Source organism: Pseudomonas sp. WMBT8 (assembly GCF_050916005.1).
Classification (GTDB): Bacteria; Pseudomonadota; Gammaproteobacteria; order Pseudomonadales; family Pseudomonadaceae; genus Aquipseudomonas.
The window spans coordinates 1,102,345-1,125,597 of the sequence record NZ_CP188096.1 but is presented as its reverse complement, the minus strand read 5'-3'; the positions used below and the strand labels follow the sequence as shown (position 1 = coordinate 1,125,597).

At 61.4% G+C, this 23,253-nt stretch carries 21 protein-coding genes; 15 read left to right on the top strand and 6 right to left on the bottom strand.

The genetic code is table 11. The annotated features are described in order from the left end of the window. Window positions 1-76: 76 nt before the first annotated feature. On the bottom strand, window positions 77-796 hold the full coding sequence (locus tag ACO77H_RS04860) for a helix-turn-helix transcriptional regulator (protein ID WP_169956273.1): 720 nt from the start codon (window positions 794-796) through the stop codon (window positions 77-79). A gap of 326 nt (window positions 797-1,122) precedes the next feature. Between ACO77H_RS04860 and ACO77H_RS04855 the strand changes: the two genes are divergently transcribed. From ACO77H_RS04855 to phnX, 5 genes are all read left to right on the top strand, one after another. Continuing rightward, window positions 1,123-1,497 carry a VOC family protein gene (locus tag ACO77H_RS04855; RefSeq protein WP_169956271.1) on the top strand — a complete coding sequence of 125 codons (375 nt, stop codon included), beginning with the start codon at window positions 1,123-1,125 and terminating at the stop codon, window positions 1,495-1,497. A gap of 143 nt (window positions 1,498-1,640) precedes the next feature. Then, the gene (gene psrA, locus ACO77H_RS04850; RefSeq protein WP_170058282.1) at window positions 1,641-2,732 is read left to right on the top strand and encodes an iron-containing alcohol dehydrogenase PsrA; all 1,092 of its coding nucleotides are present in this window, start codon (window positions 1,641-1,643) and stop codon (window positions 2,730-2,732) included. Window positions 2,733-2,825: 93 nt separating this feature from the next. After that, window positions 2,826-4,121 carry an MFS transporter gene (locus ACO77H_RS04845; protein WP_432755084.1) on the top strand — a complete coding sequence of 432 codons (1,296 nt, stop codon included), beginning with the start codon at window positions 2,826-2,828 and terminating at the stop codon, window positions 4,119-4,121. Between the two features lie 22 nt (window positions 4,122-4,143). Next, complete coding sequence (locus ACO77H_RS04840; RefSeq protein WP_169956265.1) at window positions 4,144-5,016, top strand: LysR substrate-binding domain-containing protein; 873 nt, start codon at window positions 4,144-4,146, stop codon at window positions 5,014-5,016. A gap of 83 nt (window positions 5,017-5,099) precedes the next feature. Next, on the top strand, window positions 5,100-5,927 hold the full coding sequence (gene phnX, locus ACO77H_RS04835) for a phosphonoacetaldehyde hydrolase (protein ID WP_432755083.1): 828 nt from the start codon (window positions 5,100-5,102) through the stop codon (window positions 5,925-5,927). A gap of 63 nt (window positions 5,928-5,990) precedes the next feature. Here the strand turns inward: phnX and ACO77H_RS04830 are convergent, their stop codons facing one another. Continuing rightward, a complete protein-coding gene (locus ACO77H_RS04830) occupies window positions 5,991-6,374 on the bottom strand; it encodes a c-type cytochrome (protein ID WP_169956261.1) in 384 nt (127 codons plus the stop codon). 185 nt (window positions 6,375-6,559) lie between these two features. Here ACO77H_RS04830 and ACO77H_RS04825 point away from each other — a divergent pair, with 185 nt between their 5' ends. Continuing rightward, window positions 6,560-7,279 (top strand): SDR family NAD(P)-dependent oxidoreductase, encoded by a 720-nt coding sequence (locus ACO77H_RS04825; RefSeq protein WP_432755082.1) that lies wholly within the window; start codon window positions 6,560-6,562, stop codon window positions 7,277-7,279. A gap of 17 nt (window positions 7,280-7,296) precedes the next feature. On the opposite strand, the gene ACO77H_RS04820 is transcribed toward ACO77H_RS04825, so the two are convergent. After that, entirely contained in the window at window positions 7,297-8,229 is a 933-nt protein-coding gene (locus ACO77H_RS04820) for a hypothetical protein (protein WP_170042985.1), read from the bottom strand. Window positions 8,230-8,421: 192 nt separating this feature from the next. Between ACO77H_RS04820 and ACO77H_RS04815 the strand changes: the two genes are divergently transcribed. From ACO77H_RS04815 to ACO77H_RS04795, 5 genes are all read left to right on the top strand, one after another. Continuing rightward, a complete protein-coding gene (locus ACO77H_RS04815; RefSeq protein WP_170042986.1) occupies window positions 8,422-8,799 on the top strand; it encodes a response regulator in 378 nt (125 codons plus the stop codon). Window positions 8,800-9,001: 202 nt separating this feature from the next. Next, window positions 9,002-9,616 carry a biliverdin-producing heme oxygenase gene (locus ACO77H_RS04810; RefSeq protein WP_432755081.1) on the top strand — a complete coding sequence of 205 codons (615 nt, stop codon included), beginning with the start codon at window positions 9,002-9,004 and terminating at the stop codon, window positions 9,614-9,616. Further along, entirely contained in the window at window positions 9,613-11,850 is a 2,238-nt protein-coding gene (locus tag ACO77H_RS04805) for an ATP-binding protein (protein WP_432755080.1), read from the top strand. The genes ACO77H_RS04810 and ACO77H_RS04805 overlap by 4 nt, the downstream gene beginning before the upstream one ends. A gap of 113 nt (window positions 11,851-11,963) precedes the next feature. Beyond that, the gene (locus tag ACO77H_RS04800) at window positions 11,964-13,883 is read left to right on the top strand and encodes an alkaline phosphatase D family protein (RefSeq protein ID WP_432755079.1); all 1,920 of its coding nucleotides are present in this window, start codon (window positions 11,964-11,966) and stop codon (window positions 13,881-13,883) included. A 150-nt stretch (window positions 13,884-14,033) separates the two neighbouring features. Next, window positions 14,034-15,047 (top strand): sensor domain-containing diguanylate cyclase, encoded by a 1,014-nt coding sequence (locus tag ACO77H_RS04795; RefSeq protein WP_432755078.1) that lies wholly within the window; start codon window positions 14,034-14,036, stop codon window positions 15,045-15,047. A 51-nt stretch (window positions 15,048-15,098) separates the two neighbouring features. On the opposite strand, the gene ACO77H_RS04790 is transcribed toward ACO77H_RS04795, so the two are convergent. From ACO77H_RS04790 to ACO77H_RS04780, 3 genes are all read right to left on the bottom strand, one after another. Then, the gene (locus ACO77H_RS04790; RefSeq protein ID WP_432755077.1) at window positions 15,099-17,132 is read right to left on the bottom strand and encodes a c-type cytochrome; all 2,034 of its coding nucleotides are present in this window, start codon (window positions 17,130-17,132) and stop codon (window positions 15,099-15,101) included. Window positions 17,133-17,298: 166 nt separating this feature from the next. After that, window positions 17,299-18,906, bottom strand: coding sequence for a 5-guanidino-2-oxopentanoate decarboxylase (locus ACO77H_RS04785; protein WP_170042992.1), 1,608 nt, complete (start codon window positions 18,904-18,906; stop codon window positions 17,299-17,301). Window positions 18,907-19,024: 118 nt separating this feature from the next. Then, window positions 19,025-19,909: a LysR substrate-binding domain-containing protein gene (locus ACO77H_RS04780; protein WP_029300234.1), complete on the bottom strand. Its 885-nt coding sequence runs from the start codon at window positions 19,907-19,909 to the stop codon at window positions 19,025-19,027. Between the two features lie 305 nt (window positions 19,910-20,214). On the opposite strand from ACO77H_RS04780, the gene ACO77H_RS04775 reads away from it, so the two are divergent. From ACO77H_RS04775 to ACO77H_RS04760, 4 genes are read left to right on the top strand one after another with little or no spacing between them, the layout of a single operon-like run. After that, complete coding sequence (locus ACO77H_RS04775; protein WP_076962773.1) at window positions 20,215-20,997, top strand: ABC transporter ATP-binding protein; 783 nt, start codon at window positions 20,215-20,217, stop codon at window positions 20,995-20,997. Between the two features lie 47 nt (window positions 20,998-21,044). Then, window positions 21,045-21,818: a transporter substrate-binding domain-containing protein gene (locus ACO77H_RS04770; RefSeq protein ID WP_169956230.1), complete on the top strand. Its 774-nt coding sequence runs from the start codon at window positions 21,045-21,047 to the stop codon at window positions 21,816-21,818. 18 nt (window positions 21,819-21,836) lie between these two features. Next, the gene (locus ACO77H_RS04765) at window positions 21,837-22,550 is read left to right on the top strand and encodes an ABC transporter permease (protein WP_057437878.1); all 714 of its coding nucleotides are present in this window, start codon (window positions 21,837-21,839) and stop codon (window positions 22,548-22,550) included. Window positions 22,551-22,562: 12 nt separating this feature from the next. After that, the gene (locus tag ACO77H_RS04760) at window positions 22,563-23,252 is read left to right on the top strand and encodes an ABC transporter permease (RefSeq protein ID WP_057437876.1); all 690 of its coding nucleotides are present in this window, start codon (window positions 22,563-22,565) and stop codon (window positions 23,250-23,252) included. Window position 23,253: the final 1 nt, after the last annotated feature.

The following is a 23,253-nucleotide window of genomic DNA, read 5'->3' as shown; positions in this document are numbered from 1 at the left end:
TCAAAAAACCACAGATAACCCGCTGACCGTGAAGCCAGAGCGGGTGCCTGGATATAGAAAGGAGATTGTGGCAGCGCTAGAGGCTGATCAGCCCGAGCGAAACAGCTTTCACTGCGGCAGCCCGACGGGACGCAACGCCAAACTTGGTGTTGATGCTCGCAAAGTGATAATTGATATTGGCTTCCGAACAGCCACAGATCCTGGAAATATCCCAGGAGCTTTTCCCGACAGCGCACCACTTGAGAATCTCTTTCTCACGAGTCGTCAGGGAAATCACCCTTGCTCCAGTCAACTTGCCCGCACCGTCCAAAGCGCTTTGCAGAATGACATCTTTGAGAATGGATAATTTTGGAATCATGGCATTGATATGACGTGTCGTTCCAGCAATGTCTTGAGCGTCTACCGCCAGACTGAAAGTACCGAACTGTCCCTGAGGTCCATGCAGGGGAAAAGTGATCCCCCTGGAAAGTCCATAAGCGTTGGCCTCTTCGCGAAACTCTCGTTGGCGGGGCGTGCAATACAATGACTCATCCCAGACAACGGGCCTGACATTTTTAAACGAATAAACAACCACAGGATCAATAGTTGCATAACGCAATTGGTCATAACGACTTCGCCAGGCCATCGGATAGTTACTGACAATCATCGCAGCACTCAAATCGGCATCATACTTGGGAAGTAACCCGATCAGGACTTTGGTAAACCCATACTTGTCGTTGATTTTTTCGATAGCTGAAAACCACTGATCCTGGGTTTCCAACTCATTCAACCGCACAAGTTCATCAATAAAATCCATTTAATAATCACCTTAGGTATTGTAGTAATCACCCGACCAGTCACTGGTGGATTCCTAATAATGACGGCTATAAATACGACTTTGAATTATGGCCAACTGCACTGATGAAACAGCACTGCTTCGTGCACTGAAGGATGAAGGCCAGTACCTTGTGGTACCTGTATTTCTACGAAGCACTGCGCATCCATGCACTCTCATAGCTCCTGATGTAACCTGATCATTGCGAACCGACGCTGAGCAAGCTAGCTGAGGTATACGACCTTCGCAAGCACACAGGTCGTCAGCGGTCATCGCTGGACTTTTCAGCGTTTCCTGAGGAATCAACGATGAATATGAACCAAGTGACCTTGCCCGTGACGGATATGCCGGCCGCCGTCGCGTTCTATTTAACGCTGGGTTTCACCCAGATAGTCTCCACCGATCACTACTGTCGATTTTCGTGCCCCGGCAATGGAGCGACATTTTCCTTATCCCTGGTTGAAACCGCAGGGGGTAACAACGCGGTAATCTACTTCGAGCATGAACCGCTGGATCGCTGGGTGAGTGACCTGATCAGTAAGGGGATAACCTTCGATCAACTACCCACCGATATGCCCTACCTGTGGCGCGAAGCAATCCTTCATGACCCGTCAGGCAACTGCATCAAACTCTATTGGGCAGGTGAAAACCGCTTGAACCCGCCCTGGAAGGTCAACCGCTAAAAAGACCTGGGCACTGCCCCAGTGCAGCTGTGTGTCCCACTATCGGCCCAACCAATCCATCCCCCCAATCTATCGATTTGAGCTCTCCCCCACCCTCCCCGACTATTGGCGCCACTTCCTACAACAAAAACCAGGAACCCGCCATGACCGCCCGATTCCATAACCCGGTAGACACCCGCTTCGGCTGGGGCTGCCTGCAAGACCTGGCCAGTATCACCGCCCAGCAGACTGTCGCCCTTGTCACCTTCCCGGAGGCCCGTGGGCTGGGGTTGGTGGAGCGGATCCAGGCATTGCTGGGCGAGCGTCTGGTGTATGTCGTCGAGGATGTGCAGCCCAATCCCGATGTCGCGCAGTTGCGTGAAACCTACGAGCGCTTCTGGCTGCAAGCCGGGGATTGCGATGTGGTGCTGGCCGTCGGTGGCGGCAGTGCGATTGATACGGCCAAGGCGCTGATTGTCGGCACCGAGTCCGGGCAGTTCGATGAGTTGCTGGCATTGCTGGCGACCGGCCAGCCGTTTGTGCCGGCACACTGCAAGACCCTGATCGCAGCGCCGACCACTGCAGGCACCGGCAGTGAGGTGACGCCTTGGGCGACGATCTGGGATTCGGCCAGCCACAAGAAGTATTCCCTGCACCTGGATTGCACCTGGCCGAAAGTGGCGATTGTCGACCCACAGCTAATGCTGACCGTACCGGCCGGGGTCACGGTGTCGACGGGACTGGACGCCTTGTCCCACGCCCTGGAGGCGATCTGGAACATCAACGCCAATCCGATTTCTGACACCTTCGCGGTATCGGCCATCGAAGACATCCTGGAGTGCCTGCCGCAACTGCGGCGTGACCTCGGCAATCAGGAATTACGCTCACGCATGGCCCTGGCCGCGCTCAAGGCCGGCCTGGCGTTTTCCAACACCAAGACTGCGCTGGCCCACTCCATTTCCTACGAGATGACCCTGCACCACGGCCTGCCCCATGGCATCGCCTGCTCCTTCACCCTGCCGCTGGTCCTGGGTTTGGCGTGGGGGCATGACGCGTCCCGGGATCGCACCCTGCAACGGGTGTTCGGCGATGACCTGGATAAAGCCCAGACCCGGTTGCGCAACTTCCTGCACAGCCTGGAGGTAAAAACCGAGTTTGCCGACTACGGCGTCACGCCCACCGAGGCCGCCGCGATGATCCGCTTCGCCCTGCAAGGCGCGCGCGGCAAGAACTTTATCGGTACCCAAGCCGCCTAGGCGGCAACGCAATTCAGTCTTTCCTCTTGCACCTGTAAAGGGTGCCTCCCCGTCGCTGCGGCCTCGGGGGCGAATAACAATAAGGAAAACATCATGAATCGTGCACACACCCTGCCTGTCCCTGCCGTTCGCTCGGCGTCGTTCCGTGTTGCCCAGTGGCGCATGCTGCTGGCGGCGATGTTTTGTTACCTGTTTTTCTACACCGGGCGCCAGACGTTTGGTTTCGCCATCCCTGGGATACAAGCCGAGTTCGGCCTGACCAAGGAAGTGCTGGGCTGGATCTCGGCCGCCATGCTCTGGTCCTATGCCATCGGCCAGGCGATCAACGGCAACCTGGCCGACAAGTTCGGTGGCCGGCGCATCATGACCCTGGGCGCCGTGCTGTCATGTGGCGCGAACTGGGTCACCAGTTTTGCCAGTGGTTTTGCCGGGTTGATTTTGCCGTGGGGCATCAACGGTTACTTCCAGGCCCTGGGCTGGGCGCCGGGCAGCCGCCTGATCTCCAACTGGTGGAGTGCCAGCGAGCGCGGCCGGGTCTATGGCTTCTATGTATTCGCCGCGGGCTGTGCGTCGGTGCTGTCTTATGTGACCTCCATCGTGGTGCTGGAGGTGCTGCAACTGGAATGGCGCTGGATCTTCCGCCTGCCGGTCCTGCTGATGTTGGCCGGCGGCATCCTGTTTTACCTGGTGGCCCGTGAGCGCCCGCAGGACCTGGGCTTCGAACCCCTGGCCGATACCGGCGTGGCCAACGCCGCGGACAAGGGCCATGAAGTGGCCCACGGCGAAGAGGAAACCTCGGCCCAGCGCTACAAGGCGGTGCTGAAAAACGCACGCCTGATCATTGCCGCCGTGTCCCTGGGTTTCCAGAACGCTGCGCGCTACGGCCTGATCGTGTGGGTGCCGGTGCACTTCCTCGGCGCCAACTGGAAAAGCGGCGACAGCATGGTCGATCCGAAGTGGATCACCGTCGCCCTGCCGGTGGGCATGGCCGTCGGCGCCCTGAGCAATGGCTGGGTGTCGGACAAGCTGTTCGGCTCCAAACGCTACCTGGCGATCATGCTCTATATGTTCCTCGGCGCCGCCACCAGCCTGTGGATGTGGAGCCTGCCGCCCCATAGCGCGATCGGCCTGGTGGCGCTGTTTCTCTGCGGGTTCTTTGTCTACGGCCCGGCGTCCAGCTTCTGGGCGCTGTGCCCGGACCTGGTGGGCGCCAAGCGCGCAGGCACGGCCACGGGTGTGATGAACTTCTCGTCTTATCTGTTTGCTGGCCTGGCGGAACCCCTGATCGGCAGTATGCTCGACAGTACCGGCAATACGTCGCTGATCTTCATCGTCGTCACCTCGGCCTGCCTGTGCAGCGCGGTGGTGGCCCTGTTTATCCGCCGTTGATGCCCCTGGAACAGGATGCGTTATGTACCAGTACCACAAGTGGCTACGTTCCTTTCATGCGGTGGCGAAAACCGGCAGTTTCACCCTCGCCGCCGAGTATCTGAGCGTCGGCCAGCCAACGGTCAGCGAACAGGTGAATGCCCTGGAAAAGCAGTTCTCGGTGGAGTTGTTCCACCGCCGTGGGCGCTTTATCGAGATGAGCTCGGCCGGCCATGCGCTCTACGGGATCACCCAGGGCCTGTTCGGCCAGGAGGATGAAGCCATGCAATTGCTGCACAGCTTCAAGCAGCGCAAGACCGGGATGTTGCGCCTGGGCGCGGTCTCGCCGCCGATCGCCATGAACCTGACGTACGAGTTGATGCAGCGCCATCCGGATATCGAGCTGGAGACCTCGTTTTCCCCAGAGAAGGAGACCCTCGACCGCCTGTTCAATTTTGATATCGACGTGGCAATCCTGGCCCTCTCGGAGTTTGACCAACGCTTCGATACGCAGTTGTACCGGCGCTACCCGATCATTGCGGTGGTGCGCGACGACCATCCCTGGGCAGCGCAGAAAGAAGTGCACGTCGCGCAAATCAGCCAGGAGCGCTGGGTCATGCGCGAACGCAGCTCGCGCACCCGGCAACTGGTGGAAGAAAGCTGCAAGCGCCTGGGGGTGGACCTCAACTGCGTGATGCAGCTCAACAGCCGCGAGGCGATCGTGCACGCCATCGCCAAGGGCATCGGCATTGGCTTTGTGTCGGCGGTGGAATATGCCCAAACACCGGGCACCACACCGATCACCTTTGTCGACCACCCGTTTTCCATCGACTACCACCTGTGTTGCCTGGGCATCCGGCGCAACCGCCCGATGATCGCCGAACTGTTCGAGGCCAGCCCCATACCGGCTACCTGATTGGCTTCACCCTCTTTGCACTCAACCGGCTTACCTCATTTATCGAGGGACGGCCTGCTCATACCCGAAAATGGAGATCCACCATGAACTACCAACCACCCTCCAAGCTGCAAGCCGTGGTCCTGGACTGGGCCGGCACCGTTGTCGACTTCGGCTCGTTTGCGCCCACGCAGATTTTTGTCGAAGCCTTTGCCGAGTTCGGCGTCGCCGTATCCCTGGAGGAAGCGCGCGGGCCGATGGGCATGGGCAAGTGGGATCACATCCGCACCCTGTGCAACCAGCCGCAGATTGCCGAGCGCTATCGTGCGGTGTTCAACCGCCAGCCGACCGACGACGACGTCACCGCCCTGTATGAACGCTTCATGCCGCTGCAGATCGAGAAGATCGCCCTGCACTCGGCGGTGATTCCCGGCGCGCTGGAGGCGATTGAAACCCTGCGAGGCAAGGGCTTGAAGATTGGCTCGTGCTCCGGTTACCCGGCGGTGGTGATGGCCAAGGTGGTCGAGCTGGCGCGGCAAAATGGCTACGTGGCCGACCATGTCGTGGCCACTGACGAAGTGCCCAATGGCCGCCCGCATCCGGCCCAGGCCCTGGCCAACGTGATTGCCCTGGGCATCAGCGATGTGGCGGCGTGCGTCAAGGTCGATGACACCTGGCCGGGGATCCTGGAAGGGCGCAGTGCCGGCATGTGGACGGTGGCGCTGACCTGCTCCGGTAACGCCCTGGGCCTGAACTACGCGCAATACCAGGCGCTGCCAGCCGCCGAGCTGGCGCAGGAGCGCGAGCGTATTAGCCAGATGTTTGAAGGGTCGCGGCCGCATTACCTGATCGATACCATCGTCGACCTGCCGGCGGTGATCGACGACATCAATGCGCGGCTGGCGCGCGGGGAAACCCCACAAGGCAGTTGAAATCGACACCTGACCTGTAGGAGCCGGCTTGCTGGCTCCTACAATGGATTTGGCTGTACCCGGCTACTGCCCCTGGAAGGTCTCAAGATACGCCAGCAGATTCTCAATCTTCTCCTGATCGCTGATCCCCCAGAAAATCATGCGCGTGCCACTCACCACTTTCTTTGGGTTCTCGATATAGGCCGCGAGCTTTTCCCTAGTCCATACCACGCCCGAATTTTTCATCGCGTCGGAATACTGATAGTCCGCCGTGGTGCCCGCCAGCCGCCCGATCACCCCATTGAGCTGTGGCCCGAAGCCGCCACGGGCATTCAGACCGACACTGTGGCAACCGCCACAGGTCTTGGTGAACAGCCTGGCGCCGGCCTCGGCGTCGCCTGCCGCCACCGCCCAAGTGTTGAAAAGCATGGCAGTGAACAACAGGGTCAGTAAGGCAGCGGGTTTCATCAGGGGCTCCAGGTCGGGGGCTTCAGGCAGTAGAGGCGGCAATTATGCCTGCGGTTTACTTGTTCTCGTGCAGGTTGTTGAAGGGCCTCTCGGTAAACATTTGGATACAGCCATTCAATTGCCATCACTCTCGCCCTCTGTTTGCATGCGCACTTTCCATCAGCACGTCAGTTCAGGAGAGATCGATGAGAACCATGGTGGTCGGTGCTAGCAAGGGTTTGGGCAGGGCTTTTATGGAGGGTCTGGGCGGCGTGGGGGATACCTTGATCGGTGTCTCGCGCAGCCGTCCAACCGACCTGCTATCCAGCACCGGCGCCGAAGTGTCGTGGGTAGAAGCCGATCTTGGCCAACCGGCGCAGGCCGCGCAGTTCATCGAGCAGGCAGTGGCACAGGACGGCCTGGACACGCTGATCTATAACCTGGGTATCTGGGAAGAACAGGCATTCGATGCGGCCTACAGCTTCCTCAAGGATGAAGACACGCAGTTGGAAGCCATCGTCAGTTGCAACATCACCGCGCCCCTGCTGTTGATCAAGCGCCTGCTACCCGTGCTGTTAAAAAGCGCCAACCCACGCATCATCTTTACCGGCTCGACCTCAGGCCTGCCCCAGAGTGGGCGCCCGGAGGTAACGTTCGGTGCGTCGAAGTTCGCCTTGCGCGGCATGGCCGATGCCTTGCGCGAAGGTTATCGGCACCAGCGCCTGGGCGTGACCTGCCTGAACCTGGGTTACCTGAATACCGAGGATCCATTGAGCACCTCCCGGCTTGAGGCCGCGCAGCGCGGCGACGGGCAATTGATCCCGGTACACGACGTGGTGCAGGTGGTGCGCATGGCGTTGAGCCTGTCATCGGCCAGCTTCGTCAAGGAACTGACCTTGCCGGCCCTGATGGATGAGCGCTTCTGACTGAATGAGCCGAATCTTCAGACGGCCAAATAAATAGCCATCAGACACAACGGCACCAACACCAGCCCCAACAGCATCATGAACACCACACTCATGGCGTTGGTCCGGGGCGTGCCGACGTGACTGACAAAGCCCATGCACAACCGTCGCAGCAGGTCGGCGCCCCTGGCGAACTGGTAGGCCACGGTGATGGTCAGCAGGGAGAGTGTTCCGGTGACTGCACAGTAAAACAGGATCGGCTCGGGCATGAAGTAACTGGAGATAAAGCCTTCGGACGTGGCATAGATAAACGTCACGGGCTGAAACAGCGCTATCGCATACAGCACATTGCGCAACGGGTCGAAGGCTATGGTCGGCCGCACTTCGTCAGCGGGCAGCAAGGCGTACAGCTCGTTCGCGTCCGACCAGCGAAACCAGTAGACCGCCACGCTGAACAGCACGTAGGCCAAGGCAATCGTCGCCGAAAAACACCACAGGAACCGCCACGAGCCAAACCCGCGGCGCATACCCACGTTGATGCTCCACTTGGTCAACTGGATGGTCACGCAGTCGATCACAATCGCCACCAGCAGGCCCTTGCCATAGAAGTCTTTGATGGCTTGCAGCACGTTCGGCGGCGGCGGCACATTGAACACGTGCTCGGGATTTTTAAACAGGTAGAGATCCAGCAGCCACACCACAAAAAACACCAGCGACACCAGCAAGGTGTACAGCGGGATGCTGATCAGTTGGCGCCGGGCCAGGAACGTACTCCCGAACACCCGCTGGAAGAGGTTGGCCCACAACTGGGCGATCCCGATAAACCGGTCGCGACCAAGGCTCATGCCACTCAAGGTCTTGAGTATTTGCAGGCGACTTTTCTTGGTGCCGAACGCAACGGCGACCAACACCCCGGTACACCCGAACAAAACGGTGGAAACGACGATCAACGCCCCGATCATTTCTTTCACACTGGCATCCCTTGCTGTGAATTTTCGCGCTGCACATCCTGGCTTATCCCACGCGTAATCCGCAAGCAACGGCGGTTTACCGCGCCCTCTAATACGATCAAATGACCACCCATCGAATAAAAAACATCCAATCGAACCTATCCGCTGACAGCCCACTCCACCTTACTCAACCCGGATGGTGGAGTAGTGATCATGGCTCAGCCATCGATATTGGTATTGGAAGACGACGAGATCATTCGCTCGTTGATGGTGGATGTGCTGGAGGAGTTCGGCGCGGTGGTGACGTCTTTTTCTTCAGCCGATGAAGGGATGATTTTCCTCGAGCGCACCAGTGACCCGGTGGACCTGATTGTCAGCGATATCCAGATGCCCGGCCTGCTCAATGGCTATGACCTGAGCAAGGTGGTGGCCCATCGCTGGCCGTCCTTGCCCGTCGTGCTGACGTCGGGCAATACGGTGATGGCGGCGCAGTTGGGCAATACGGTGAAGTTCCTGCCCAAGCCATGGAGCACCGAAAGGCTGCTGCACTGCGTGCAAACCGCCTTGGAACAGGGCCCTTCCCTGCACTAATGGCATCGCGACACCTACACAATCGAACTTCGCGCTAAGCCGTGAGGTCTTTCTTTGGGTAAGTTTTGATATTTCTGACGCCAATGTCAGATTTATCAATACATCCCATCAGATAAAGACTATAGGTTGTATAGAATTGCGCCCCACCCTTATCCACGCGCCAGCCATGGCCTGCCCTGGCCCACCAGCTCGAGCTTATTGAATGCATCCACAGGCCCATGACGTTGGTGTGCCCTCCCTGCTTGAAGCCCTGCGTTCAGGCACAGGTCTGCTACACGTGGCCCTGGAAAAGCGCTTGCCGTTCTTTTCTGCACAACTGGATGCCGGCTGGTATCAGCGATTGCTTGAGGCTTACTACGGTTTTTACCGCCCAATGGAATTGGGACTGTACGACAGTGGCTTGATTCCCGTGGGATTCGACCAGGCCCTGCGGGTAAAGACGCCGACCTTGCACACCGACCTGAACGCCTTGGGCTTGGCCAACCAGGCAATTGCCGGGTTGCCCGTCTGCCCTGCGCTACCCCGCCTCGACACACCGGCCGCCTGCCTGGGGGCGCTGTATGTGCTGGAAGGCGCAACCCTCGGCGGCCAGGTGCTGCGCCGGGAGATGGCCCAACGCCTGGCGCTGGACGCCAGCAACGGCGGGGCCTTTCTCAATGTATACGGTGCCGAGACCGGTCGGCGCTGGAAAGATTTTCTCGACTATTTGGGCCACGTCCCGCTGGACGACCTCGGCCGTCAGCAGGCGGTGGACGCGGCCTGCTCGACATTCCGCTGCTTTGAGCAATGGCTCGACGGCCAGGAGGTATTGCTGTGAAACCCCAGGATTTTGAAGAATTACTTGCCAACTGCGCCGACGAGCCCATTCGTTTTCCCGGCGCGATCCAGCCCCATGGCGTGCTGCTGACCCTGCGCGAACCGGACCTGCAGATCGTGCAGGTCAGTGCCAACGTCGCCAGCCTGTTCAATCACCAGCCCGATGCCTTGCTCGGCCAGACACTGGACACGCTGCTGGGAGCGGAAAATGCCAACCTCGTGCAGCAGATGGCCAGCCAATCCAGTTTCATCGACGCCCCGGCGCTGCACGTCACACTCAACGGTGCCGAGTTCGAGGGCCTGCTGCATCGCCACCAGGGCGTGCTGGTGCTGGAGTTCGAGCCGTTGCACAAGCATTTCCAGCCCAAGCCCCAGAATGGCCGCACCAGCAACCTGGGCAAGATGTTGCAACGTTTGCAGTCGGCGAAAACCCTGCAAGCCTTGTACGAAATCAGCGTCAGTGAAATCCAGGCCATGACGGGCTACGACCGGGTGCTGATTTATCGCTTCGAAGAGGAAGGCCACGGCCAGGTCATCGCTGAAGCATCCGCGCCGTCCATGGAATTGTTCAACGGCCTGTTCTTCCCGGCGTCCGACATCCCGGAACAGGCCCGCGAGCTGTACCGCACCAACTGGCTGCGGATCATCCCCAATGCCGACTACGAGCCGGTGCCACTGCTGCCCAAGCTACGCCCGGACACCGGGCAACCCTTGGACTTGAGTTTCTCGACCCTGCGCAGCGTGTCGCCGATCCACTGCCAATACATGAAGAACATGGGCGTGCTGTCGTCCATGAGCATTTCCCTGATGAAGGGCGACAAGCTGTGGGGCCTGATCAGTTGCGGCAACCGCACGCCACTGCACGTGCCCAACGACTTGCGCACCACCTGCCAGACCATCGGCCAGGTGCTGTCGTTGCAGATCAGCGCCATGGAAGCCCTGGACACCAGCCGCCAGCGAGAGGAAAAGGTCGCGGCACTGGGCGTGCTCAACCAGGCGATGAACGCTGCCACCGACAATGTGTTCGATGGCCTGGCCCAATACCCGCAAGTGTTGATGGACCTGGTGCAGGCCGGTGGCGTGGCGATCATTGACGGCCAGCAATTGCACCGCTACGGCCACTGCCCGGAGCCGGCGCAGATCCGCTCGCTGCACAAATGGCTACAGGAAACCGGGCAACCGGTGTTTGCCAGCCACCACCTGTCAGCGCTCTACCCGCCGGCGGCGGACTACCAGCCAGTGGCCAGCGGCGTCCTCGCCATGAGCCTGCCCAAGCCGGTGGACAATGGCGTGCTGTGGTTCCGTCCGGAAGTCAAAGAGAACATCCAGTGGAGTGGCGACCCGAAGAAACCGTTGGCCCTGGAAAAATCCGACACGGGCCTGCGCCTGCGCCCACGCACCTCGTTTGAAATCTGGAAAGTGGAAATGGCCGGCATCTCCACCAAGTGGAGCCACGGCGACCGTTTTGCCGCCAACGACCTGCGCCGTTCAGCCCTGGAAAACGACCTGTCACGCCAGGTCCTGCGCGAGCAGCAGGCAGTGCGTGCCCGTGATGAATTGGTGGCAGTGGTGTCCCACGACCTGCGCAACCCGATGACCATCATTTCGATGCTCTGCGGCATGATGCAAAAGGCCTTCAGCTCCGATGGCACCCATTCTTCGCGGCGTATTTCCTCGGCCATCGACACCATGCAGCAAGCCGCCGGACGCATGAATGTGTTGCTCGAAGATTTGCTCGACACTTCCAAGATCGAGGCCGGTCGCTACACCGTCAGGCCCGTGCGACTGGAGGTCAGCCAGATCTTTGAAGAGGCCTATGCGCTGCTCGCGCCCCTGGCTCTGGCAAAGGGCGTCGACCTGTCGTTCAACGCCGAACCCGGCCTGCAAATCAATGCCGACCCGGAGCGCCTGTTCCAGGTGCTGTCGAACCTGATCGGCAACGCCATCAAGTTCACCCCACGCCTGGGCAATATCGGGATTTCGGCGATGAGCAATGGCGAGGAGATTGTATTTGCGGTGCGCGACTCCGGTGAAGGCATAGCCCCTGACCAACTGCCCCACGTGTTTGACCGCTATTGGACCAAGGGCGAAAACAACCCGACGGGCACTGGCCTGGGCTTGTACATCAGCCAGGGCATCGTCCAGGCCCACGGCGGGCGGATCGAGGCCGAAAGCGAACTGGGGCGAGGCAGCGAGTTTCGCTTTACCGTACCCAAGGTGGCGGGCTTGTGCTGACCGTTTTGCAGGCGCCGGCTTGCCGGCTCCTACAGGTGTTGGTTGCTTTGACAAAACACCGACATCCACTGCGTTAACCTAGCCAGTCCAATCCCGCACAGAGCCATGTTTTCATGCTGCAACCCGAGACTTTGCCCGCCGTCCTCGCCGGCCCCCTGTTGCGCCGCCTGGAGCCGGGGCGCCTGGTGTTGTGGCTGGTGGGCAGTCGCGCGCTGGCATTGACCCTGCGGCTGCAGTTCAGCCAGGACCAGCACCCATGCGTTCTGGATATTGAACTCGACGCCACCCGCTGCCAGGTGATCCCCGTGGGCCGCGCAGCCTTTATCCACCTGATCGATGTACCGCTGGCCACGCCGCTGCCCCAGGACGTCCCCATCAGCTACGACCTGCTGATCAATGATGGAGCCGGTATCATCCAATGGGCCCCGCACCTGCTGTACCCAGGTGCCAAGACCCCGGATTTCATCCTGCACAGCCGTATCCACCAGTTGCTGCACGGCTCTTGCCGCAAACCGCACCATTACGCCGATGAAGGCCTGCTTTGTGCCGATCGCCTGCTGGCCGCAAACCGCAGCCTGGCCCAGCGTCCGGCCCTGTTGATGATGAGTGGCGACCAGGTGTACGCCGACGATGTGGCCGGGCCGATGCTGCGCGCCATCCACGGGCTGATTGCACGCCTGGGCCTGTTCGACGAGCACCTCGATGGCGCCGTGGTGGACGACAGCACCACGCTCTACGACCACCCCGCCAGCTACTACCATCGCGCGGACCTGCTGCCGGCCCTGGAAAGCAACGAGACCCTGCGCGAACGCTTTTTTGGCGGGGTGAAAAAGCCCATCTTCACCAGCAGCACCGCCGACAACCACCTGGTGACTTTTGCCGAACTCGTGGCGATGTACCTGCTGGCCTGGTCGCCGACACCCTGGACCCTGATCGCCGCACAACCTCCCAGCGGGCTCACGCCCAAGGAACAGGAGCGCTACGCCCGCGAGCAGGTGCCTGTGGATAAGTTTCGCGACGGCCTGGGTGGAGTGGCCCGGGTGTTCGCCCATGTGCCATGCCTGATGATCTTCGATGATCACGACATCACCGATGACTGGAACCTCAGCGCCCAATGGGAACAGACCGCCTATGGCCACCCGTTCTCCAAGCGCATCATCGGCAACGCGCTGCTCGCCTATATGCTCTGCCAGGGCTGGGGCAATAACCCCGATGCCTTCGCCCAACTCGTGGAAAAAACCCTGGCCCTGGCGGCAACTGCCCAGGACCACGCCAACCATTTGTCCGCGCCCGCCCAGGACCAGTTGCTCGAAGACCTCCTGAAGTTCCAGCAGTGGCACTACGTGCTGCCCACCACCCCGGCGCTGGTGGTCATCGACACCCGCACACGGCGCTGGCGCAGCGAATCCACGCTCAAGCAACCCTCCGGCCTGCTGGACTGGGAAGCCTTGAGCGAGCTGCAACAGGAACTGCTCGACCACCCTTCGGCGATCATCGTATCGCCCGCGCCGATCTTCGGCGTCAAGCTGATCGAGACGGTGCAGAAAGTCTTCAGTTGGTGCGGCTACCCACTGTTGGTCGATGCAGAAAACTGGATGGCCCACCGGGGCGCCGCGCAGGTGATCCTGAACATCTTCCGCCACTCCCGAACCCCGGGTAACTACGTGATTCTGTCGGGGGATGTGCATTACTCGTTCGTCTACAAAGTACTGATCCGCCAGCGCAATGCCGGGCCGCATATCTGGCAGATCACCAGCAGTGGCATCAAGAACCAATTCCCGCCGCGCCTGCTGGAATGGTTCGATCGCCTCAATCGCTGGCTGTACTCACCCCGTTCGCCCCTGAACTGGCTCACCCGCCGTCGCCGCATGCAAGTGGTGCCATACATCCCGGCACATGCCGAGGCCGGCGAGCGCCTGTGGAACAGTGCGGGCATCGGCCAGGTGTTTTTCAACGAGCAGGGCCAGCCCGAGGCGATTTACCAGCACAACGCCAACGGCACGCCACCCACGCGCATGCTGGAACCGCAATAGCCCGGACGGCGCCAATAATGGCGTTTAGCCACATTTTCATCGCCCCTTCTAAGCCGGCAAACCTCGTTGTACAGTACGCGCAGCCACGGAGTATCGGCGTTAACACCTGACTGGCCACAGTGAGCCAGCATCCTCGCAGGGAGCGCGCAGATGGGCGATACATCCGATTTTGATCCGTTGAAAAGTGAGCTTTTCGACGTCAACGCCGACCTGGCCCATGCCATCATGGAACTGGTCAGCGATGGTATTTGGGACTGGGATGCCAACACCGGGTTTGTCTATCGCAACCCCGGCTGGTACGAAATGCTGGGCTACGATCACCACTCCCTGGAAAACACGGTTTTCACCTGGGAAAGCGTGATCCACCCCGACGATTACCCCCATGTGATGAAACTCTTCGACGACTACATCAACAGTCGCACCCCCCTTTATCAGGCCGAATATCGCTGTCGCAAAAAAGACGGCACCTGGTTGTGGATCGAAGACCGAGGCTACATCATCGCCCACAACCCCGATGGCTCGGTGTGGCGCATGGTCGGCGCCCACCGCAGCATTCATCAACGCAAACGTTCCCTGGAACAGCTAGAGCGGCGCAACCAATCCCTTGAAGCGCTGGTAGCCGAACGCACCCGCGAACTGTCGCGGGTCAACCAGCAACTGCAGTTGCAACTGGACGAAAACCGCTCCCTGGCCGAGCGCGATACCCTGACCCGGATTGCCAACCGCTATCGCCTGGAAAAAGTCCTGTTGGAGGAGTGCGAGCGCGCCCAGCGGTTTCGCCTGCCGTTGGCGGTGATTGCCATGGATGTCGATGACTTCAAGCCCATCAACGACCAGCACGGTCACGCCGTAGGTGATGCCACGCTGTTGCGGGTGGTCGAACGCCTGGAACACTGCGTGCGCCAGGGCGACCTGCTCGCGCGCTGGGGAGGCGATGAGTTCATGGTGGTCCTGCCCAAAAGCACCATGGAAACCGCCAGGAAGCTGGCCGAGCGCATCCGCCAGGCCATTCACGACATCCCCCCCGTGGGCGATTTCAAGGTGACCTTGAGCCTGGGGGTGGCGCAACGCCTCCCTGACGAGCCCCCCACCAACCTGATGGCCCGGGCAGACCAGGCGCTGTACCGGTCCAAGGCAGCGGGCAAGGACCGGGTTTCACAGTAACCGCGCACAGGCTCCGACAGTCCGCACTACACCAGACTGTAGGAGCCCAGATCAGTAACGCGCGTCCACCGGCTTACCGCCGTTCGGCCAGTCCTTCACCTTGTCCGGGAAGTCAGGGCGTGGTTTTTGCGAGAAGTAGGCAGCGACGTCTACCGCTTCCTGGTCCGACAAGCCGCCCTGGCCCAGTGGGAATTTCTCGTGGAAGCCGATCGGCATGTTGCGTTTGACGAACGCTGCCGCCGTGTAGGTGCGGGCCATGCCTGCGCCGATGTTGAAGGACTGATCGCCCCACAACGGTGGGTACACCAGGCTGCCGTCGGCGCGGGCCAGGCCCTCGCCGTCGTTGCCGTGGCACACCGCGCATTGCTTGGCGTAGACCTGCTCGCCATTGGCCAGGTCGGGCTTGATGGCCGGGTCGATCTTGCCTACGCCACGGCCGGGGACTTTGTCCTCGGGCTTGGTGTTGTTTTTCATCCAGTCGAAGTACGCCACCATCGCCTGCATGTCCGCCGATTGTGGTGGCACGGGCTTGCCATTCATCGAGCGGCGGAAGCAACCGTTGATGCGCTCTTCCAGGCTCACCACCTTGCCAGCACGCGGGGCGTAGCTGGGGAAGAATGCCGACACACCCACGAACGGCGAACCATCAGCCACAGTGCCAGCGTTGAGATGGCAACTGGTGCAGTTCAGCGAGTTGCCGACATTCTCGGGCAGCAGTTCCTTGGTTTGCAGATGCAGGCGCATGCCGCGTACCACCTGGTCGGCATTCGGCGCCGCCAGCAGGTTGGCCAGGCGCGGCGTCTCGAACGCCGAGGAGTCGGTGCTGACCGGGTTGAGCTGGTCACGCATTTTCTTCACCTGGGCGGTGCTGATTGGCGTGCCTTCGTTACCCCAGCGCGTGCGCACAAAGGTGAGGATTTCCGCTACTTCGTTATTCCCCAGGCGTGCGAAGCCCGGCATGGTGTAGACCCGGGGATGGGCTGCGGTCTCGGCGGTTTCCCAACCGGTGAGGGTGATGTGCAGCAGCGAGGTCGGGTTGCTGGCCACCACGCCGGCGTTGCCGGCCAATGCCGGGAACAGGCCCTTCACGCCCGCGCCGTCGCTGCGGTGGCAATCGCTGCAAAACTGCATATAGCCCAGGCCGCCCCGGCTGGTGAACAAGTCCTTGGGCAGTTCGACAGGGCCTTTGGCGACAGCCGGCATCGGCAAGTCGTCCTTGCCCGGTGGCAGGGATTTGAGATACGTCGCAATGGCCGTCAGGTCGGCATCCGTGAAGTGCTGGGTGCTGTGACGGATCACGTCCACCATGTTGCCCGACACTGTTGCAAAGCGGTTCTGCCCGGTCTTGAGCAACTGCACGGTGTCTGGCACCGTCCACAGGTTACGCAGGCTCAAGGCACGCCAGTGTTCGACGGTTTCCCCGCCCAGGTAGTGCTCGCCGCTGCTGCCGGCGTCGCTCATGGCTTTTTCCTGGAAGGCGATACCGCGTGGGGTATGGCACGAGCCACAGTGGCCGAGGCCCTGGACCAGATAGGCGCCACGGTTGAGCACGGCATCCCGGGCCGGGTCGGGCTGGAACGGTTGTTTGTCGAGGAACATGAAATTCCACAACGCCAGGCCCCAGCGCTGGTTGAACGGGAAGCCCATGTCTGCCTCAAGGTTGGCCTTTTTCACCGGCTCGACGGCTTGCATCAGGTAGGCGAACAGGGCCCGCATGTCCTCTTCGCTCATCTTCGCGTAGGACGGATACGGCATCGCCGGGTACAGGTTCATACCGGCCGGTGTCACGCCTTCGCGCATCACGCGGTCGAACTGTTCGAAGCTGTATTGACCAATCCCGGTCTCACGGTCCGGGGTGATGTTGCTGGAGTAGATGGTGCCCATGGGCGTGTTCAGCTCCAGGCCACCCGCCATCTCGGCGCCTTGCTTGGCGGTGTGGCAGGCGATGCAGTCACCCAGTTGGGCAACGTATTTGCCCTGGGCGATCAGTTCGGTATCGGGTTTGGCGGGTTCGTTGGCGTGCAGGGGAAGCGCAAGACACAGCGTCGCCCCCATCAAGGCCAAACGTGACAGAGAAAGGGCCATCGCATTATTCCTTTAATAACCTGGCCTGGGGGTTGGCCCCTGGGTACAGGTTTTGTCTTCGTTTTTATGAGGTCATCAGGCGGATAACCGGGGCTGGGTAAGCCCCGGTTGTGTTGTAGCGGATTTTCGATGGTGGCCCGTTGATATGGATCAGGGCCGAAGCGGTTCAGGCGTTTTGCAGGTAGTGCGCAGCGTCGAGTTCGATCATCACCGGTTGAGGGGTGGCGGCCAGGCTTTGCAACAACGCGTGCAAGGCCTGTGGCGTGTCGGCCGTGTGGTGGGCGACGTGGCAACTGCGGGCCATCGCGGCAAAGTCCGGGGTCAGGATATCCACCCCCAGCGGCGTGATTTCCCGGGCCTGCATATAGTCCCGGATCTCGCCGTAGCACTGGTTGTTCCACACCACCAGGATCACGCCGATGCCGGCCTCGCGGGCCGCGATCAGTTCGTTGCTGGCAAACTGCAGGCCGCCATCGCCCACCAGCGCCACCACCGGCCGCTCGGGCTTGGCCAGCTTGGCGCCGATTGCCGCTGGCAATCCGTAGCCGAGGGTGCCGTAGCCGGTTCCGGCATTAAACCAACTGTTGGCAGCCGGGGCCTGGTAGCCCACCGCGCCCTGGTACACCGGCTGGGTCGAATCGCCGACGATCAGCGGGTCGACCAGGCTGTCGCGCAGCAGGTCCAGCAGGCCTTGCAGCCCCTGCTGCTTGGCATTCCACGTCTCGCGCTCCAGGCGGTTGACGCGCTGTACGCTGTCCTGTGCCCAACGCCCGCTCGGGGCGGGTGGGCGGACCTCATCCAGCAGCGCCTGCAACCCTTCGCGGGCATCGCCCACCAGCCCGACATGGGCGCGTTGCACGCCCATGACTTGCATCGGGTCGATATCCAGGCGGATCAGCGGCGCCTTGAATTTCAGTGGGCCAAGGCCGAAGAAATCGTAGTCGGTTTCTCCCAGTTCAGTGCCCACGGCGAGGATCACATCGGCCTCGTCAAACAACGAGCGGCCGTGCCTGGAAGACTGCACGCCGTCCAGCAACAACGGGTGGCCCATGGGCAGCAAGCCACGGGCATTGGTGGTCAGGGCCACCGGCGCTTGCAGGCGTTCGGCCAGTTGCTGCAAGACTTCGGCGCAATCACGGGCGCCGCCGCCGGCGAGGATCAGCGGCCGCCGCGCCTCATTGAGCAGGCTCAACGCCGCCCGCAGCGAGGCCGGCGCCGGGGCCGGGGCGCCTGGCAGGCTGCGGGGCATCAGGTTGAGGTCCACGGCGGGCATGTCCAGCACATCCAGGGGGATTTCCAGATGCACCGGGCGTGGGCGCGCGCACTTGAACACGGCGAAGGCGCGGGCCAGCAATTCCGGCAATTGCTCCGGCGATTGCAGGGTATGGCTGAACGCACACACACCAGCGACCATCGCGCGCTGATCCGGCAGCTCGTGCAGGTGCCCGTGGCCCAGGCGCAGGTGTTCGCGGCGGTTGGTGGTGGAAATCACCAGCATCGGCACCGAGTCGGCATAGGCCTGGCCCATGGCGGTCAGAATATTGGTCATGCCGGGGCCGGTGATGATGAAACACACCCCCGGCTTGCCGCTGGCGCGGGCGTAGCCGTCGGCCATAAAGCCGGCGCCCTGCTCATGGCGCGGGCTGACATGGCGCAGGCGGCTGCCGTGCAGGCCGCGATAGAGCTCGACGGTGTGCACGCCGGGGATGCCGAACACGGTATCTACCCCATAACCTTCCAGCAGGCGAACCAGGGACTGGGCGCAGGTGGTCATTGCTCATTTCCTTCTTATTGTTCTGTGTCGATTGGCCAGACCTTAGGGCGCGCTCGGAGGGCGGACAAGCAAAAAATTTACCGGCCATTGGCAAAAAAAATTCACGGATTGCCGCGCGTCAAAGCCCGCCACCCAGCTGCGATTTCACCCACTCGCCAAATGCCTGTACCACCGGGCGCTCGACTTTCTGGTGATCGGCCACCAGGTAATAGCCACGGTTGGACTCAATCTCGGTCTCGAACGGCCGCACCAGCAAGCCCCTGGCCAGGGCCTCGCCGCTGATCAGGTTGTCGCCCATGGCGATACCCTGGCTGGCGATGCACGCCGACTGCACAAAGTGCGCATCGGCAAACACGATGCCGCGCTGCACGTCCACATTCGGCGCCCCGGCGGCGGCCAGCCAAACGCGCCAGTCGGAGTAGTCGATCATATGCAGCAACGGCGCACCGGCCAGGTGTTCCGGGTTCTTCAGGCCGCCCATGGTGTTGACCAGGCGCGGGCTGCACACCGGGAAGTAGCGCAGCGAGACGATCTTCTGCACATGCTGGTTGGGCCAGTCGCCCATGCCGTAGGCGATAAACAGGTCGGCGCCGTGGTCGCTGGTGTCGTCCGGGGTGCGCGGAGAAATCAGGTGCAGTTCGACCTGTGGATAAAGTGCCTGGAAGTCGGCGATATGGGTGCACAACCAATAGGTGGCAAACCCCGCCGGGCTGCTGATACACAGGCGCCCGCTGACCTGCTGGCCATCGAAACGCTGCCCGGCCTCGAGGATATTGGCCAGCAGCCCGTGGATATCCCGGGCATAGCGCTCGCCCTGCCAGGTGATGCGGATATTGCGCCCGGTGCGCTCAGTCAGGGCAAAACCCAGGGTCTGTTCCAGGCTCTTGATCTGGTGGCTGATGGCGCTGGGGGTGAGGTTCAGCTCGGTCGCGGCCTCGGACACGCTGCCCAGCCGGGCCACCGCGTCCAGCGCCCGCAAGGCGGTCATGGAGGGGTAACGCATGGATGTTCACCTGCTCAAAGATACCCGCACCATAGCCGCAATCGCGCCTGAGACATAGCCGCCGGCGCGCGGGACAGTTGAATTAAATTTCAATATCGAGCGAAAAATGCTCGATTGACCTCAAGTGGCCAGTGGCTATTCTCGACCTGCATCACGGCATTCCCAGACTGGCCGGCGATGGTCGTCAGCGATGACGTGGGCATTCTGGATAAATGCGGTGTTCTGGCGTTTTTCGCTGGCAAGCCAGCTCCTACAGGGGGCGGTGTCCAGGTTGATCAATTTACAAAAATAAAGAGGGAAAACCCTTGAACCCAGTCACCCCGGTGGTCGCCATCGATGCTTTGCACAAGAGCTATGCCGCGCACCATGTTCTCAAAGGCATTTCCCTGCGCGCCAATGAAGGCGATGTGGTGTCGCTGATCGGCTCCAGCGGTTCGGGCAAAAGCACCCTGCTGCGTTGCATCAACCTCCTGGAAATACCCTGCAGCGGCAGCCTGCGCATCAACGGCGAAGAAGTGCGCCTGAAAAAGGACCGCGCCGGCAACCCGCTGATCGCCGATCCTGACCAGGTGGCACGCCTGCGCACGCAACTGGGCATGGTGTTCCAGAGCTTCAACCTGTGGCCCCACCGCACCGTGCTGGAAAATGTCATCGAAGCACCGGTGTATGTGTTGGGTGAAGACCGCAAGGACGCCATCGCCCACGCCGAGCACCTGCTGGAAAAAGTCGGCCTGGCCAGCAAGCGCGATACCTTCCCCGCCTTCCTGTCCGGCGGCCAGCAACAGCGCGTGGCCATCGCCCGCGCCCTGGCCATGCGCCCGCGCGTGTTGCTGATGGATGAACCCACCTCGGCCCTCGACCCGGAACTGGTCGGCGAAGTGCTGAAGGTGATCCAGGGCATCGCCGAAGAAGGCCGCACCATGATCCTCGTCACCCACGAAATGGCGTTTGCCCGCGATGTATCGAGCAAGGTCATGTTTTTGCACCAAGGGTTGGTTGAAGAAGAAGGCACGCCCCAGCAAGTCTTCCACAACCCCACCAGCGAGCGTTGCCGCCAGTTCGTCATGGCCCAGGACAATCGCGTTTGAACTGCCGCTTCCATCCTTCAAAACAATAACTTCGAAAGGGTCAAGCCATGCATAACTCTCTGAAATCCCTCGCCGCCGGCTGCGTGCTCGCCGTGCTGTCCCACAGTGCAATTGCCGCCGAGAAAATCGTCTTCGGCATCGCCCTGGAACCCTACCCGCCGTTCTCCGAAAAAGCCGGCAATGGCGCCTGGAGCGGCTTCGAGCCGGACCTGATCAAGGCCCTGTGCGAACGCCTGCAAGCCCAGTGTCCGCTCAAGGAAGTGTCCTGGGACGGTTTGATCCCGGCGCTGCAATCGAGCCAGATCGACGTGATCCTCAACTCCCTGAGCATCACCGAGGAGCGCGAAAAGGTCATCGCCTTTACCGCCCCGTACTACCAGACTCCGGCCATGTGGGTCGCCGACAAAAGCCTGGAGCTGGTCACCACCCCCGAAGGCCTCAAGGGCAAGTTGATCGGCGTGCAGGGCTCGACCTCCAACGCCACTTACCTCAAGGCCTACTACGCCAAGGGCTCGACCCTGCGCTACTACAACACCCAGGACGACATGACCGCCGACCTGCAAAGCGGGCGGATCGACGTGATGCTCGCCGACGCGCTGACCATCGAGCCGATGCTCAAGTCTGATGCCGGCAGCGGCCTGGCCGACAAGGGCCTGGCGCCCAAAGACCCGCTGTTTGGGTCCGGCATCGGTGCCGCGGTGCGCAAGGGTGATGACAGCCTGCGCGAGCAGCTCAACACCGCACTGGCGGCGCTCAAGGCTGACGGCACCTACGACAAAATTCGCAGCCGCTATTTCAGCGTCGATATTTCCGCGCAATAACGTCCAACGGAACGCGCCATGATTTCTTTGTCCGAACTCACCCAGCTGTTCGTCGCCGATGGCTGGCTCAACGCCCTGCTCCAGGGGGCGGTGGTGACCTTGCAGATTTCCGCCGGGGCCTTTGTGCTGGGCCTGGGCATCGGCCTGCTGGTGGCCATGATCAAGCTCAAGGGCCCACGCTGGATGGTGCGCCTGGCCAACCTCTACACCACGCTGTACCGCGCGGTGCCGGAGCTGCTGCTGATTTTGCTGCTGTATTACGCCGGCACCGACCTGCTGAACATGGCGATGGCCGCCATGGGCCGCGACAGCGTGACGGTCAACGGTTTTATCGCCGCCGTGCTGGTGCTGGGCATCGTCCAGGGCGCGTATTCGGCAGAGATCATTCGCGGCGCGATCCAGGCCATTCCCGTGGGCCAACTGGAAGCGGCGCGGGCCTTTGGCATCGAGCGCTGGCTGCTGGTGCGCCGGGTGTTGCTGCCGAGCATGTTGCCGTTTGCCATGGCCGGCCTGTCAAACCTGTGGCTGGTGCTGGTCAAGGACAGCGCGCTGATCAGCATCGTCGGCTACAGCGAGTTGCTCTCGGTGGGCAAACAGGCGGCCGGCTCCACCAAGCATTACCTGGTGTTCTACCTGGCGGTGGCGGCGGTGTATTTCATCATCACCCTGATTTCCAACGGCGCCTTCCGGGTGTTCGAGCGACGGATCAACCGCTGGATGCCGCAGCACTAAGGAGCGCAGCCGATGGACTTTTCATGGATCAACAGTTTTGGCAATGAACTGCTGCACGGCCTGGGCATCACCCTGAAGTTGCTGGCCTTGTCCGGGGTGTTTGGCTTCTTGCTGGCGGTGCTGGTGGCGTTGGGGCGCTTGTCGTCCAACCCACTGATCAGCGGGCCGTTGCGCGCCTATACCGCAGTATTCCGGGGCACGCCGCTGCTGGTGCAGATCTACATCCTGTATTACGGCGTGGGCAGCGTGTTTGCCAGCTACCCGCTGATTCGCGGCAGCTTCCTCTGGCCGTACTTGCGTGAAGGTTTCTGGTACGTGGCCCTGGCGCTGATTTTGTGTGTCGGCGCCTATGTCGGCGAAGTGCTGCGCGGTGCCCTGCGCGCCGTGCCACGGGGCGAACTGGAAGCGGCGCGGGCGTTTGGCATGAAGCGCCTGATGGTGCTGCGCCGGGTCTGGTTACCACGGGCCCTGGAGTTGGTCAAGCCGACGCTGGTGGGCGAAACCGTGCTGCTGCTCAAGGCGACTGCGCTGGCCTCCACCGTGGCCGTCACCGACCTGCTCGGCGCCGCCAACCTGGTGCGGGCACAGACGCTGCGGGTGTATGAGCCCCTGTTGGCGGTGGCGGTGATCTACATTGTCCTGGCGTTCGTGATCGAACACGTCTTCTCGCGCTGGGGCAAAGTCCCGCAGCGCCAGGCTTGAA